Origin of the sequence: Achromobacter sp. 77 (genome assembly GCF_020541125.1) — a bacterium.
GTDB lineage: Bacteria > Pseudomonadota > Gammaproteobacteria > Burkholderiales > Burkholderiaceae_B > Achromobacter > Achromobacter mucicolens.
In genome coordinates this window covers 75,290-90,148 of sequence record NZ_CP059848.1, presented here as the reverse complement: position 1 = coordinate 90,148, position 14,859 = coordinate 75,290, and the positions used below count along the sequence as shown (strand labels likewise).

Sequence of the window (14,859 nt, the reverse complement as noted above, 5' to 3'; positions counted from 1 at the left end):
GCAAATAAGCCGCCTAAGCGGCGGCTGCCCGCCTATAGCTGACCGGCTTCCAAACCGGACTACCGTTGTTGCGGTAGTTGGAGGAGTATACGGCAGCGGGTTAACAGGAAAACAACGAGAATGACCGTTTTAGCTCAGTGGGATGACCAACTCCAATGTCAGCTTTCGACCCATAGTCGCCCGACGAGTCTGCAATAAGCGGACAATCAATAGTCAAGGTCAGCGTCTGCGCAGTCGGCGGCGTCCACGGTCAGGCGTCAATGCCGATGCTCACTTGTTGAGCGGGCTCGCCGGGCATCGCGTGTAGCCATAGCTCGACTGGCTGAAGTCCTTCCAGTCTGGCTGCTACTCGACGTACGCGTTCCGCGGCAATCGCCACATCATAACCAAATAGCAAGTAAATCGCCCTTTGATAGTTGACTTTCGTCCGGAAAAGCGAAAGCGTATTCAGGTCCTTCTCAATCCCATTCGATTGAGCATTCGAAGACTTGACCTCGATGATGGTGTGATTTTCTGCCATGTAGCCAGGCTGATGAATCAGGAAGTCAGGCTTGGCATAGTCCGCATCAAGCTCCCGAAGGATTGGATGCGCAGCCTTGTCGAGCTCGCCGTTTAGATTGAAGGGCGTGTCGGTTGGCCATTGGCATCGGAGTTGGTGATACAACTCATAGCAGTAGACCCGTTCACGGTAGATTGGATCGCCGCCGTCCAGCGTAACTTGAAAGTACTGAGCTGGCACATTCGCGGTTGCGCGCTGCAACAGTTCTGTTAGTTGATGCACTGCGCCTCCTTTAGTTCCTGACGTCTGAGACGTGTCACACTTGCGCAGCACTCAGCGAGGTTCACCCTCTTCAGCAGTGCGCCGCGCAATGGCGCGCTTGTCGCGACGCTTCGATTGGCGCGCAGTAATATCGTCATTTCCACCCGAGGTAGAACGCCAAACCTGACAGCACGACACCGCCAACGACCGTCGAGACGATCGGGTGATTGATGAAGGAGACGAGAAGAGGGGGGTGGCTAGCATTACCAGGTTCTTTGACCCGCAAGAACGTGTCGGTAACGTTCTCGAACGAGTCCGCCATATCGTCATAACCAGGGCCTGGGCTAATAAAGAACACATCGCCACCCCGGTTTAACTCATCTATTTTCCTGGATTGAACCGCGTGCTCGGAGCTGTACGCTTGTTCGAAAGCGGTGCTGGTCATGCAAATCCGTAGCTCTCGAAGTGACGCTACGGAAATAATCTTTCCGTTTTGAACGATGGAAGTTCCGCGACGATACGGGTTAACAATGTGGCGTTTGATCTCATCTTCAGTCAAGTCGAGTGCTACTACTCGAAGGGCGGCTTCCCCTTCTTGGCATACGAAGACATGGAAATAGTGCATCTGGACTCCAATAATTGATGATAGCGAGAAGCTTCGCTTAGGCGACCACGCCAGCACCCGCAGCCGACTGCTTTCGAACCAAAGCGGAAGTTCGATGTGGGAAGCCCGATGCTGCTTCGCAGCGATTGCAGACGTATTTTTCTGCGTCACGGATGACAGCAACCAGCACAAAGCTGTCGACTTCAACCTGTCGCACCACATTGCCAGCGGACCCGATCATTCATTATTTGGTTGGGCGTCGTCCGCTTCATCGGTCAGCAGGCCGTGCTTTGCTCTCAAGTCCTTTGCGAGGGCTGCCGCAAGAGATGCAAAAACCTCAAGCTTCTGTATCTTTTCATTCAAGGCTTCCTTGGTTATCTTCGCTGCTTCAGAGGAACGGTCAAGGCCACTATCCACAAATCTAATAACGCGGACTTCTAACGACACGTCCGCTCCTGCGTCAATGGCATTCTGAATCCAAGGCTGCATCTCCTCTGAGGCTTGTTCTGCCGCTGTGGCCAGGAAGTACTGCACCAGAATCCGCGCTGCGTCGTCAAGTTTCATGGCCAAGTCGAGCGTCTTCTCCACACCCTCATCGACTTTCATAGCGGCAGGCCGCTCCTGCATGAAGCGAAATCGCGGACCGCTTGTCGTATCAAGCGAATTGAGCGTCCGCAAAAGCGGCTCCAGACTCTTCAAAGGGCGAAGTTGAGTGGGAAGGCTATATCTTCGCTCCCACAGCTGAAAAACCAGTTCCATGCAGGATCTTTGTGCTGCGATTCGTTTCTCAGGAGGGGCATTTTCTGCATCTTTGATTCGCTCAGCGAGCGCGTGCGCCATCCACTGAGCAAGTTCATCATCCCCAAGCTTCAACTGGTTGACGAGCCGCTTGCCGAGGTCAATTACTGCGCTTGAGCGTTCTAGCGATTCCATCTTCTTTAATCAGGTAGTAGCGAACATAAGGTGGTACGTACGTGCCCAAATCTTCGTCACTCGAGCTGTATCGCGAGCCCCGTCGACGCAGACTAAGATTGACAACAAGCCAATGCTCTGGATTAGCGGTGAGGAGTTCCTTCAGAAACGCTATGTCAGCACTCAAGCGGGTACCAGAAATGGTTTCCTTCTCACGACCATACCCATTCGAATGGGTCCACGTCTCACTTCGAACGTGCGCACCACTCTTGGTCACCCATCTTCGCGCACCGTCCGCCGAGGTCAGGCCCATTGCCGAGATAGTTGCAGCGTTCGGCTCATCACCCGGAACGCTCACACGTTCGCCCCATGGGTCGTAGTCGTCAATTCCGTAGGATTCACCTCGGTCAGATATCCAACGATGAAGGTTGAACTGTCCATGAGAGCCCAATTTCAATGTGGGCTCACGGAGACCTCCTTCGGATGTTATGTCCTCGTTCGAAGTCCCTTGTTCTTGGTCGTACCGGAAGAAATAGTTGTTTGGGTTCGAGGAAGTTTGCGCCGCAGCGAGGAACGCTGTCGCGGTAGCTCTCGGCACCAGCGTGCTGGTCACAGAAATAGCCTCTTGGAACTCCTGGGGGCCACTTGTCCAATCACCCGCTACAACCAGCAGACCTTCGTCAGTCTCTAGAAGACTATCAAGATGCTCAGCAGTTACCTGCCACCGCCACTCCTTGTCACCATAATGCTCGGACACGGGTGGAGACTTGGTTAGCTGAGGGTCGCGCCTATCGGCGGCCCACATACCATCCTTGCACTTTAAAAGATGACGCTCAAGCCACTCACTAAACTCATCCTCTAAGCCGTAACTTGCCTTGCCAACTGAGTGGGTCTTAAGCAGCCTAGCTGCCACTATCATCATTGCGTGATAGGAGTTGTAGACCTGAAGGTCTTCCACTCTCGGCATGGTTCCGTGCGAGTGCATGGTTTGCTCGTGTTGAAACACGCCCCTTTTATAACGAATGTCGTCGTAATGCTTGGTGGTGATAGCCCCAATACGTTCGCTGATAGCCTCGATGGCGCGCCGAGTAATGCTACTCGGCGAGATGCCGAAGACTCGACCGAGAGGTTCAAGCCAATATGGGCCAATGTCAATGCCAAAGTAGTATTTATCTACCCCATCGCCCGACGAATCGTTGGATGGCTGTGTCTCTACCTCGGGCCTCCTGTAGGAGTCATGCTCAACGAGTGGAAGTTCACTTACGTTGATTTTCTCAGGCGAGCCCCGCGCAGTCATTTCACCTAGAAGTTCGGGTAGTTCGTGCAAAGCGCAGGCTGCGAAATGGCGCAATAGTACGTGCTCCTCCTTGGCGGACATCAAAAGAAACTCGCCAAACATGCTCACCATGATTCGGTGCTCGGCCGCACACCGAGCTAGCGCTAAGGTGAGCCACAGACGGGAATGCCATTCGTAGAAGACAAACCGTTTGTCGACGAACGCTCCGGGTGAACCGATGACTGCGAATTTCGCAAGCGCATTCACAACCGGCTTCCAGCCAAGCTCGATAGTCGCCCGAACGGCGTGTGCGGCCTCCCAACGTACAGAAGTGGTTGGTGAACCTAACCCTGCCCAGAGGTAACCAGCCAGTGCAGCCTCGCAGCTGCCGAGCGGCTTCATGCCCTCATTCCAGGGTCCATCGCCATCGTCAGGATGAAGGTCACTTTCGAGGAGAGATAACCCAAAGTGCAGTGCGTCGTCCGCCTCATCGTTTGTCAAACGAGAGGCCAACGGCTCCAACATCTGGAAGAGCTCGCCGGCTGTTAGCACTGTGACCTTGGCTAGAAACCCCTCAAGCACTGCGTCCACAATCTGGCCGTCGCTAACAATGCCCTCGTCAATAATCTCACTGTACGGAAACGAGCTCCACCATCCTTTTCGCCTAGCCGATTCAGGATTTGTTCGGCATACGGATAGCACTACTTCTGTCATCGCTTTGCGCAGAGAAACCGGCTTGATGTTTTGTTTTCCAAGCACGCCGAAAATTTGCCTGAGCTCATAGCTCCCAAATTCTGGCCACTGCGAAACAGCAAGACAGAATTCGGCCGCTCGGCCTAAACCGCATCGTTGTAGTGCTTCTTGGTAGAACTCGTCAGTTTTATAAGGAGGGTCGAAAGTCCTAAGGCGCAAATACGCCGCACGTAGTTCCACGGAGCTTGTTAGGTCGACCCCCTTGAATAGGACATTCCAGTCTGGGTCGCTTCGTTTCTTTGGCGTCTTCGGTGCGTATTGCCGAGCAGAGTTCCCACCCTCACGCTTAGGCACCCTCGCTTGGGTGAGAAGCCTGTCGATGTCTGGAGCCACGAAGTTACAAGTGCGTGCCAACTCAGAAATCCTTTCAAGTTCCTCCAGCGACGGCGAACTGACCCTTAGGTAGCGGTAGCCAACGCTGAGCGTTTTCCGCTGTACTTCCTTATTCGATTCGTGTTCAACCGCTTTCACAAGGTCTTCGGCGCGCGCCCATTCTTCGCCAATCGGGCATAGCGCAATTGGCGCGATGCGCGGAAGCAAGCCGCGCTCTACAAGGCGGTCGGTTGCAATTTTTAGAAGCTTGTCTGCATAACCAAACTTGCGGTCTCTCCAGCGACTGAGAGCGGCGATCGTAGAGGCTGGGCACAAGCTCAACAATCCATCAATTGTGCGTTCCCAGTCGAAGTGCTTGTCTCTTTCCACATATTCGTACGCCAGCTCCGTGCCTCGTGCCAAGCGGTAGGCGGACTCGGGCCGGGGGAGACTGTCTCTTCCGCTCGCTTCGGCCAGGCAAATGAGCGCGCCCCATCGGGCCAAGTTCTCTTGTCCAACGCGGTTCGACATCTCCACTGCCCGCTCAAAGTAGTTGCGCGCCTCCGCTATGCTGGCCGGAAAAACGGCACGCGCCAGAATTTGGTAGGACTCGACTCTGGACTCAGCGTGCTCGCGATTTTGTTCTATAGCTTCGTAGGCCTTGACGGACACCTCGAGCGCAAAGTTCTCGAGTACCTTTGTACGGGCGGCCAAGCGACAGACACCTGCCATGGTGGCGGGCCAGATACCTTTCGCCTTCTCTTCAAACCAGGCCCGATATGAAGCCAGTGACGTGACGTCAGAAATTGACGCATCGCGGAGCGCCCTTATCCATTCCAGTGCAACGACTTGGTCTAGATTGAAGACGTTGCTGTAGTCCTTGGACCTAGCTGCGTTCGTTGCTTTGAGTGCTTCCTGTGCGGCCTCGCTGAAATCTGCCGAGGTCCTGCCGCAGGCGATTTCTGCGCTCAGTCGATACCAAGCGAAGACACCGCCCGTCCCCCTGTTAAACGCTTCGGCATCAGAACTTACGCTGTAGTGACTCTGCTTCTTTTCCAGCTCTTCTCGGATTTCCTTTGGAGCCAAGTCGATGAGCTCGAGTTGCTTGCCCAACAGGGCGGACTCAAGCGTGTACGCTCTCAGCAGCGTAGACCTGTCGGACGCGTACCGCTCCGCCAGGTCTCGAGGGGGATGGTCCGGCAAGTAACGGCGTATGACATTTGCCCACATCGCGTCATCACGTGGCAGCACTCTCAGCGCTTGTAGAACAGCAGACGTGACGCCATTTAGCACGCTCCACTTAGCGCTATGACCACCTGGTTCTTGCAGTTGAATGCGACGGGAACTCAATGCACGCATGAGCTTTTCCACAGGCTTGGAAGGCAGTGAGTGTCCGCCGCAGCACGCTTCCGCTGCCAGGCCTAGCATCAGCCATACATCTTGCGCACCGTGTTCCGCCAGTTGGTCAAGAAGGTCGAATCGACCAAGGTCCACAAGCCGACGCGCCAAGATGCCTCCGGCGGCCATCGAGAGAGACCTAGGCGTCCACCCTCTAAGAAATCTGACTGCGAGCTCCGGTCCTTCTGCAAGCAATTTGGCCATTGCGAGTTCGGCCATATCGCTAGTTTCGACGCGCTCGTTTTTTTCCTCGTGTTCTTCATGCGCCATCCTCGCCCAGGAATACAGCCAATCTGTCGCCATTCTTAGGCGGCTTCGTGCTTCAGCAATGAATTCCGGACGGCCCGCCAGCAGGCCTGCTTCATAGGCATGATGTGCGCCTGTCCAGCTTCCTCCGAATGTACGTCGAGACACTAGTTCGTCGATGCGGTCTGGAGAAAGAAGTGCAGAGGCGATGTCCGTGTTCCCCTGTATCAGGTCATTCTGTCGCTCGACACCGGCAAGTTCGCCTGCCACCTTAAGTGCGAGCTTCGCCGCCGGGGCGTAGCGTTTCTCTTGCAGGCAGGCCTTTAGCGCAAAGGTCAGGCGCTGGACCTCCACATCACGGCGCTCGAGTGGGTTCGACGTAGGTAGGCCATCAGCAGAAAGGGCCAGGTCAACCAACTCATCCATTCGCCCCGCGGCGAGAAGCAGTTGAGGAATTGTTGATGCGACGTAGGAGCTGGTGGCAGCTTGGGGTTTCAATCGGTCCAGAAACGTCGCCAACTTTGCCTTGTTTGGCCAAAAACGCTCGCGGAACCAAGTCTCGGAAGGCTCATCCAGGAAGTGAAGACTGCCACCTTTGACCAGCAACGGTCGTCCTAAGTCATAGGCGAAACTTCGTACCGCACTTTCAGTAGCTCCCGAAATCTCAGCTAGCACCGCGATTGGAACAAGTGGTCGCAGCACGGCCAAGCCCTGGCAGATTTGGTTAATCTGTTCTGCTTCGATAGAGCCTTCTCGAAACTTGAGCTTTTCGACTGCGCGCTCCAGCAGTTCGGCAATTGCCCGCTCAACTGTGGAGGGTGATGGTCCGAGCGCCTTCAACATGCCTTCTAACGGCAGTTTTCGGCTGAGTGCTAGCGCCTGAACCCGTGGGTTGGAGCTGCTTAAGAAATCGAAGTCGACGACATCTTTGTCAGTCGCGTTCGGATAGTACTTTTTGAGGTGCTGTGCCGTCTCCAAACGGCTAAACGGGCGCAGTTCAACGTGCGTCGCGTCGGGCGGAGCTCGCAGATGGTCTCGCCGATGGGTCCGACAAGTAAAGACCAGTTTGACACCGTCTGGCATCTCCGTGCGAATGAGGTCTGGCACGAAGGCCGCATCATTGAACTCAGTAGCTGCCATAACGGCGTTGTCGGCAGCGTCGACTATCAAATAGAGATGGGCAAAGGGCGTTTTAGCCCGGAGCAGACCGACGGCCTGAGTCAGTCTTGCAAGAAACGCACGCATATACTGCTTGCTATCCGTTCCGCGGATTGGAATCAAAGGATTGCATAGCCCTTGAGCAGCAAGCTCATTTGCAATCTGCGGGAGGGCGTCTTTTTGTCGATGCCGGAAGTGTTGGGAGCTTCTGTACAGTCCGTCGCCAAAGCAGTCATAGAGCACCGCTACGGAACCTTCAGGGAAAGACTTGGAAAGTTGCCACGCGAGGATGGACTTCCCAACTCCTCCTTCGGCATGAAGGACGACGGGTTGAGTGGTGGACTCCAAAATCGTGCGAATCTCTCGCTCCTGCTCGCGAGGAAATGCACCGTCGGTAGGCTCAGCAATCAGACACTTTGCGGGCCAGAGATCCGCCTCGTCGGCCCCAAGTGCTCGCAGAACATCGAGGCGACGAATGGACGGGTTTGAGGCGTGCTCAGAGGTGGCCTTCTTAGTAACCAATTCTTTGAGCTGAAGAGGTGCGTCCGAGTCTGCCTCGGCCAAGTATTTTCCTACATCCTTGAACAGGAGATTGCGTTGATTCCATAGGTCGGGCTCACCTGCTTCAACGGAAAAGAGAGTTAAGAAATTTGCAGTTTCGCTGTCGAGTCCCTTCACATAACCAAGTAGCGTCTTCGCGACTGAGGAATGTCTCGCTGGCTTCCCCTCTGCAAGGTCCTCCAGCGACTCAGCCACTTTTTCATCGATAGGACGGTTCGTCGTGAAGGTAAAGCGCAACTTGTCCTTAAGCTCCTTCCAGGTGAACGTCTTACGCAGTTTCGCAAACCGCTCGGAGAAGCCTTCAAGCGTGTTTTTCAGCCCGCTGGCTGTCCAGGGCTTCTGCACACGTTGCGTGGAATGCTTCAGCTGCACGTAGCGAACTAGGCGGGCGTCCTTCAGGGACTCGCTGCCAAAGTAGAAACCCACGTCGATGAGTTCATCGCCTTCGTTGGCTGAGCCAGGGCCTTCGGCAGCCGATGCGCCCTCAATAGAGATGGCGACCAAGTCGCTCACTCCCGGCAAGAGCGAGAGGCAGTGGCGCGCCGCCCAGTGGTAATGGAACTGGTCTCCGTCTCTGCTCATTCGCACCAAGTCGGAGTCGGTGGTTGTGGCACCAACTGTAGTTGTTTTTGAGTTCATGAGGACTGAAAGATTGCTTTCGGAGCGTCACGACGCAGTGCCACCGGCTTCCCGCTGCTCGGTCGGGACCTATATGTACGTCCACGAGACTTGCTCAACCGCAGTTCACTAATTGAGCCAGCTCAACCTTGAAACGGCTGCTGTTTACAGCTTCCACCAAATCCGACTTAGCGCACGCCCCGGTGTCGACGTTAGGATTATCGGCTGACGCTACATTTTTATACAGTCATTTTGCCACTGTACAAGCCATACAAGCTGTCAATTCGCAGACGCCACCCAAATCTCCGCCGGGTTTAACTGTCGACGCACCACACCGGCCCGCAGACGAGAAGGTGGCGCTCCCGCCAGGGGGCTGTCTAGCGAGGATCGAAGCTGGGCTGCACAGTCTCGAATGTTAGAACTTGCAATTCAGTTTGGTGGCCGTCGCTGGGGCAGCGTGGGTGGGTTAAATGGTGGATCCACTAGTAAAAATTGCCAAATAGGCACAGTAATCCGACGTCCGCGATGCATCGATAGCAGTCGTCGACGCCTCAGGCTTTGTTGACCGCTACCAGCCTCCATCGGACATCGAATCCACTAAGCGAACTTCTGGTGTTGGCCGGAAGCTAACATTTACTGATAACCGCTTGCAAAACTGAAATTCGTCTACAACCACAGGCACAATCCCGATGACGTCCCGCTCACCGATGCCCGGCCTGAAGCTGCGGCACATTAGGAAACCTCTCCTGCTGTTAAATCCACAAGTTCACCGTCGGATTTGGATTTATCAGCCAGAGGCCCCGTTTCCCCCTGCCCGGCGATTGAGATATACACAGTGCGCAGATTCAGGTTGCCAACCCGGGCATCCGATAGTGCAGCAAAGCCTTCCGCAATCTCGGCATACAAATTCCTTGTCTTCATTGTCGAACCTTCTTTGCGCGTTCGCCCATGCCGCTAAACCGCGTTCTGCGAAATGAATCGTTCAATCCGCGGCTCAGTAAGTCGCTAATTATGGTGAGTCACTCCCCAACGTTGAATTCTGTAGGCCCAATATCAGACAACGTAACAGTACTGCCCGATCATCAACGCGTCCGATTTTTTGATGAGCCCCCCTATTTGACTCATTCCTCCCGACGTTGTCTGCAAGTCACGCCTTATCTCCAACCCGCCTCACCACCCACACCGTCGCCCCCCCACACCCGGCATCCTCCACCACATGCCGCACCACCTCAAACCCACTCCCCGCCAACAACTCCCGATACTCCTTTCCCTCCAAACTCCCGTGATACAGCGGCCTCCCTCCAAACTCCCCAATCGCCTCACCTAACCCCGGCCCACTTGTAAACATCAACACCGCCCCCGGCGCAGCCAACCGCCCAAACACCCCAAACATCCCCCGCTGATCCTCTGGCGATAAATGAAAGAAGCTATGCCAAGCGATCAACCCATCAAACGGCCCCGCGACCGCCATCTGCCGCATATCCCCAGCAACCCACTTATGCTCAGGAAACGCCGCCTCCGCCCGCTTCAATAACGGCACCGACGTATCCACACCCGTGATCCGGCAACCACGCTCAATCAGATACTGAGCAATCGGCACCCCAAACCCACACCCAATATCCAGTACCCGCGGACTCGCCCCCGGCAGCAGCGCCAGAAACGCATCCAGCCACGCGCGCTCGATCAGCTCCGTCCCACGCTGCCGCACAAACGCGTCGGCATGCTCCCGATAGATCGACACCACGTCATCAGCAGGCGATTTGGACATCTTCAAACTCCCGAAACGGCGACCACAGAAAAACGAACCTTTTGAATCGAGCGAATCAACCGCAAACGCCCGCATCCCCATGGAAGCACTCCCAAGCCTCCGACTCAATATCCTCAATCACCACGCCATCCTCACCCGCGATGGTGAACTGCTCCTGGCTATCGCCAATACTCGCCGCCCCATCCAACCCCAGCAGCAGCGAATACATCGTGTCTCGCAGCGCCAGATCCAACACGCCACGCAAGCCCTCAAGCTGCGCCGACGACAACCCCAGCCCCCGCACCTTGGCCGCGACGGCACTTCCGCCGTCCGCCGCCATGAACGTCTCCAACAACTCACCCCGCAGCGCATTCCAGTTGCCGACAAATTCCTTCGCGTCCATTCGATTCCCTTAACGTGTCCCAACCCGCGGCCGCACACCCAACCCCAACCGCGATCCAATCAACCAAAAAACAATCTATGGTCAGCCCGATTTTTGCAAGCGGGTTTGTGTTGGCGTAAATTGGGCTTTGCTCAAATCTATTCGGAGTCGTTTGGGGACAGGTCCCCCGCTCCATGATGAGAGTCGCGCCCGGCAAACCTCAAAAGGGCCTCAGCATCCAGGTGCTGAATTTTTTACCAGGTTTCTTGCCAGGCCGTTGAGCCGTTTATGTCTTCACGTACTCGCGTCGCAAAACCAGGAAGTGACTGCGTAAAACGGTGATGAATGTCAGGTTGCGCTAACAACCTGCTCACTTCGGTAGTTCGTTCCATTGGCGAGGATGGCCCAGGCTATCCTCGCCAATTTATTGGCCAGCGCGCAGGCCACCACGTTCGAGTGGCGTCGTGCCAGCAGCTCGCGTACCCAGACGCCCAGCCGATCCGTGCGCCGCTCTACGCGTTGCATGATCGCTCGTGCGCCCTGCACCAACAGCCGCCTGAGATTCTTGTCGCCACGCTTGCTGATTCCCAGCAGCTTAGGCGTACCGCCAGTGCTGTATTGGCGTGGCACCAGACCCACAGAGGCGGCGAACTGGCGGGCCGAACCGAATTGCTGCGCATCGCCCAATTCTGTCATCAGCACGCTCGCGGTGATCGGCCCGATGCCGGGGATCTCCAGAAGCCGCTGGCTGCGTTCATCCTCGCGCAGTTGCTGGCACAAATCGCGTTCGATTTCGCCGATCTGCTCGTCCAAATACTTGAAGTGCGCCTGCAGCCGTTCAAGCAATGCCGCCAGTCGGGGCGGCAGCTCATGCTCGGCCAACACCGCTGGCAGGCGCCGCAGGATCGCCTGGCCGCGCGGCAGGCTGATGCCGAACTCCAGCAAAAAGGCGTGGACTTGGTTGATCACGCCGGTGCGCTCGCGCACCAGCGACTCTCGGACGCGGTGCAGCGCCGAGACGGTCTGCTGAGCCTCGTTGCGCACGCACACGAACCGCATGCTCGGGCGCGAGGCTGCTTCGCAGATCGCCTGCGCATCGGCAAAGTCGTTCTTGTTGCCCTGCACGAAAGGGCGCACGAACTGTGGGGAGATCAGCTTGGGTTGGTGGCCTAGCGCCTGGATGCGGCGCGCCATCCAATGGGCTCCTGCGCAGGCCTCCATCACCACCGTGCTGCACGGGCTATTACCCAGCAACGTGAACACTTGCTGGCGAGAGCACTTCTTGCGAAACACCATCCTGCCGGCAGAATCCTGCCCGTGCAGATGGAAGCTATGCTTACCCAGATCGATGCCAATCAGCGTGACGGTGCTCATGAGAGGTCTCCCAGAAAGAACAATCCCCACTCAGCGTACCGCTTCGTGGGGATCGGGCTGACCATCTCATTAGGGCCGCATAATCGCGGCCCCTGCATTCACACCTTTCTAACCCTCATCAAGCCTTACGCACCTGCGCAATCAGCGCATCCAGTTGCTTGAGCATCGAATCCACTTCCTCAGCCGTCACATTCAGCGCGGGCATGAAGCGCAGCAAATTCGGGCGCGGCGCATTCAGCAGCAGACCTTCCGGCGCCTGATTACGCGCGGCCTCGACAATCGCCGGACCATCATCACGATCCATCACCAGCGCGCGCAGCAGGCCCATGCCGCGTTCGCCCTTCATGCCGTACTTGGCCGAGATGGCCAGCAGGCCTTCGGACAGTTGCTTGGCGCGCGCGTTGACCGCGTCCATGAAGCCGGGCGCGACCAGCGCGTCGAAGACGGCGACGCCGACGGCAGTGGTCAGGGGGTTGCCGTTGTAGGTGCCGCCTTGGTCGCCGTGCTGGAACACGCTGACTTCCTGACGGGCGAGCAGGGCGGCCAGCGGCACGCCGCCGCCGATGCCCTTGGCCAGCGTCATGATGTCGGGCACGACGTCAAAGTGCTGGTAGGCGAACATCTTGCCGGTGCGGCCCATGCCGGTCTGGACTTCGTCGACGATCAGCAGCAGCTGGTTCTCATCGGCCAGCTTGCGCAGGCCTTGCATGAATTCCTTGGTGGCGGGCAGCACGCCGCCTTCGCCTTGGACCGGTTCCAGCATGATGGCGACGGTCTTGTCGTCGATCAGCTTGCGCACGGATTCCAGGTCGTTCAGTTCGGCCTTGGGGAAGCCTTCGACCTGCGGGGCGAACATCTTGTCCCAGCCCGGCTTGCCCGAGGCGGACATGGTGGCCAGGGTGCGGCCGTGGAAGCCGTGGTTCATGGTGATGATCTTGTAGGCGCCGTTCTTCTTGACCTGGCCCCACTTGCGCGCGAGCTTGATGGCGCCTTCGTTGGCTTCGCCGCCGCTGTTGGCGAAGAAGACGCGGTCGAAGTCGGACGCGCCGGTCAGGCGCTGGGCCAGCTCGATCGAGGGGATGTTGTAGAACGCCGGCGACGGGTTCATCAGCTTTTGCGACTGTTCGACCAGCGCGCGCTGCATTTCGGGCGCGGAGTGGCCCAGGGTGTTCACCGCCCAGCCCTGCACGAAGTCCAGGTATCGCTTGCCCGCGTGATCCTCCAGCCAGGATCCCTTGCCGCTGACGAACACGAGGTCCGGGCGGGAGGTGATCTCCATGAGGGTGTTGACGTTGAACTGGCTGAATTCCATGGCGGTTCCTGCGGGATGTAAGGACAGGGGATGAAGGGAATTTCGGGGAACTTCCCCGGGGGAAGCGCGAAAAGGCAAATGTAGCACCGACGGGGGGATGCTATCGTGACGCTACCCCTCCGATCTGCCCCGGGCCGGCCTCATAAGGGCTGCCAGCGCGGGCACTCTATTTTATGCAGGCGATGCGTCCCTCGCGCGCCGTCCGCCGTCGCTTTTTACTGACCAATCATGAAACGTATTCTTTCCAGTCTTGCCGCCGGCCTGGCGTTGGCCGCCGCCATGACCCCCGCTCACGCGGAATTTCCCGACCGTCCCATCCGTCTGATCGTGCCGTTCCCGCCGGGGCAGGCGACGGACATCTTTGCCCGTGCGCTGGCCGAGAAGCTGGGCGCGGCGGTCAAGCAGCCGATCGTGGTGGAGAACCGCGCGGGCGCGGGCAGCAATATCGGCATGGAGCAGGCCACGCGCGCGGCGCCGGACGGCTACACGCTGGTGATCGCGGGCAGCGCCGCGGCGGTGAACCAGACGCTCTATAAGAACATCAACTACAGCCTGACCAAGGATTTCGCGCCGGTGTCGGGCGTGTTCTCGGTGCCGCTGATGTTCCTGGCGACGCCGGCGTCGGGCATTACGTCGCTGCAGCAGCTGGTGAAGCAGGCGCGCGCCAATCCGGGCGAACTGGCGTATGCCAGCGCGGGTATTGGCGGCACGCAGCATTTGTCGGCCGAGATGTTCAAGGCGGCGGCGAATATCGATATTCGCCATATTCCGTACAAGGGCAGTGGCCCGGCGCAGGCGGATTTTCTGGGGCATCAGGTGCCGCTGATGGTGGACTCGGTGACGGCGGGCCTGCCGCACGTGCAGAGCAAGAAGGCCGTGGCGCTGGCGGTGACGACGGCCAAGCGGTTGCCGCAGCTGCCGAATGTGCCGACGGTGGCGGAATCGGGTTATCCGGGGTTTGAGGCGATTGGCTGGGCGGCGGTGTTGGCGCCGAAGGACACGCCTTCGGAGATTACGAATGCGCTTAGCAAGCAGATCGGGCAGGTGTTGAATTCGCCGGAAATGCAGAAGTTCTTCCGGGATCGCGGGGCGGAGCCGATGCCGCTGACGCCTGAGGCGACCGGGACGTTTATTGCCTCGGAAGTGGATAAGTGGGGCAAGGCGGTCAAGCAGTCGGGCGCGCAGGTGGATTAAGCGCGACGCTGGGTTGATGCGGAAAGCCGTTCCTGAAAAGGGACGGCTTTTTTGTTTGGGCATGTACTTGGCTTGGCTGGAGCCTGCCCGTGATCCAAACCAGTGCCGCCGCGCCCGCCAACGGCGCATCACGCGCACCAGATCGGGGCGAAAAACGCACCACCCCCGCTGCCTCCCAGCGCAGCCTACATGGCACAGAACTTGCATCTCCTCGCTTTGTATACCGACTTGGTGTGCAACGCATTGACCCGA

At 57.5% G+C, this 14,859-nt stretch carries 10 protein-coding genes; 1 reads left to right on the top strand and 9 read right to left on the bottom strand.

Translation table 11 applies throughout. The annotated features are described in order from the left end of the window. Positions 1 to 250: 250 nt before the first annotated feature. The 9 genes from H4P35_RS00405 to H4P35_RS00365 form a co-directional block, all read right to left on the bottom strand. A complete protein-coding gene (locus tag H4P35_RS00405; protein ID WP_226847670.1) occupies positions 251 to 781 on the bottom strand; it encodes a hypothetical protein in 531 nt (176 codons plus the stop codon). A gap of 133 nt (positions 782 to 914) precedes the next feature. Beyond that, entirely contained in the window at positions 915 to 1,535 is a 621-nt protein-coding gene (locus H4P35_RS00400; RefSeq protein ID WP_226847669.1) for a hypothetical protein, read from the bottom strand. A 66-nt stretch (positions 1,536 to 1,601) separates the two neighbouring features. Further along, positions 1,602 to 2,297, bottom strand: coding sequence for an AVAST type 3 anti-phage proein Avs3b (avs3b, locus tag H4P35_RS00395; protein WP_226847668.1), 696 nt, complete (start codon positions 2,295 to 2,297; stop codon positions 1,602 to 1,604). Then, complete coding sequence (gene avs3a / locus H4P35_RS00390; RefSeq protein ID WP_304518377.1) at positions 2,263 to 8,562, bottom strand: AVAST type 3 anti-phage nuclease/ATPase Avs3a; 6,300 nt, start codon at positions 8,560 to 8,562, stop codon at positions 2,263 to 2,265. Before avs3a ends, avs3b begins: the two co-directional genes overlap by 35 nt. A gap of 768 nt (positions 8,563 to 9,330) precedes the next feature. Beyond that, positions 9,331 to 9,519, bottom strand: coding sequence for a hypothetical protein (locus tag H4P35_RS00385; protein ID WP_226847667.1), 189 nt, complete (start codon positions 9,517 to 9,519; stop codon positions 9,331 to 9,333). A 226-nt stretch (positions 9,520 to 9,745) separates the two neighbouring features. Beyond that, positions 9,746 to 10,366, bottom strand: a complete 621-nt coding sequence (locus H4P35_RS00380; protein WP_226847666.1) for a class I SAM-dependent methyltransferase — start codon at positions 10,364 to 10,366, stop codon at positions 9,746 to 9,748. Positions 10,367 to 10,421: 55 nt separating this feature from the next. Continuing rightward, the gene (locus tag H4P35_RS00375) at positions 10,422 to 10,748 is read right to left on the bottom strand and encodes a hypothetical protein (RefSeq protein WP_226847665.1); all 327 of its coding nucleotides are present in this window, start codon (positions 10,746 to 10,748) and stop codon (positions 10,422 to 10,424) included. A 327-nt stretch (positions 10,749 to 11,075) separates the two neighbouring features. Then, positions 11,076 to 12,101 carry an IS110 family transposase gene (locus H4P35_RS00370; protein WP_226847664.1) on the bottom strand — a complete coding sequence of 342 codons (1,026 nt, stop codon included), beginning with the start codon at positions 12,099 to 12,101 and terminating at the stop codon, positions 11,076 to 11,078. 118 nt (positions 12,102 to 12,219) lie between these two features. Next, positions 12,220 to 13,413: an acetylornithine transaminase gene (locus H4P35_RS00365; RefSeq protein ID WP_056327713.1), complete on the bottom strand. Its 1,194-nt coding sequence runs from the start codon at positions 13,411 to 13,413 to the stop codon at positions 12,220 to 12,222. Between the two features lie 228 nt (positions 13,414 to 13,641). Here H4P35_RS00365 and H4P35_RS00360 point away from each other — a divergent pair, with 228 nt between their 5' ends. Further along, a complete protein-coding gene (locus H4P35_RS00360) occupies positions 13,642 to 14,607 on the top strand; it encodes a tripartite tricarboxylate transporter substrate binding protein (protein WP_226847663.1) in 966 nt (321 codons plus the stop codon). The last annotated feature ends 252 nt before the right edge of the window (positions 14,608 to 14,859 follow it).

Bases quoted from the DNA above. Each gene is read 5' to 3' on its own strand.
- avs3b (WP_226847668.1), bottom strand. From the start codon at position 2,297: ATGGAATCGCTAGAACGCTCAAGCGCAGTAATTGACCTCGGCAAGCGG.
- H4P35_RS00360 (WP_226847663.1), top strand. From the start codon at position 13,642: ATGAAACGTATTCTTTCCAGTCTTGCCGCCGGCCTGGCGTTGGCCGCC.
- H4P35_RS00385 (WP_226847667.1), bottom strand. From the start codon at position 9,519: ATGAAGACAAGGAATTTGTATGCCGAGATTGCGGAAGGCTTTGCTGCA.
- avs3a (WP_304518377.1), bottom strand. From the start codon at position 8,562: ATGAGCAGAGACGGAGACCAGTTCCATTACCACTGGGCGGCGCGCCAC.
- H4P35_RS00365 (WP_056327713.1), bottom strand. From the start codon at position 13,413: ATGGAATTCAGCCAGTTCAACGTCAACACCCTCATGGAGATCACCTCC.
- H4P35_RS00370 (WP_226847664.1), bottom strand. From the start codon at position 12,101: ATGAGCACCGTCACGCTGATTGGCATCGATCTGGGTAAGCATAGCTTC.
- H4P35_RS00380 (WP_226847666.1), bottom strand. From the start codon at position 10,366: ATGTCCAAATCGCCTGCTGATGACGTGGTGTCGATCTATCGGGAGCAT.
- H4P35_RS00375 (WP_226847665.1), bottom strand. From the start codon at position 10,748: ATGGACGCGAAGGAATTTGTCGGCAACTGGAATGCGCTGCGGGGTGAG.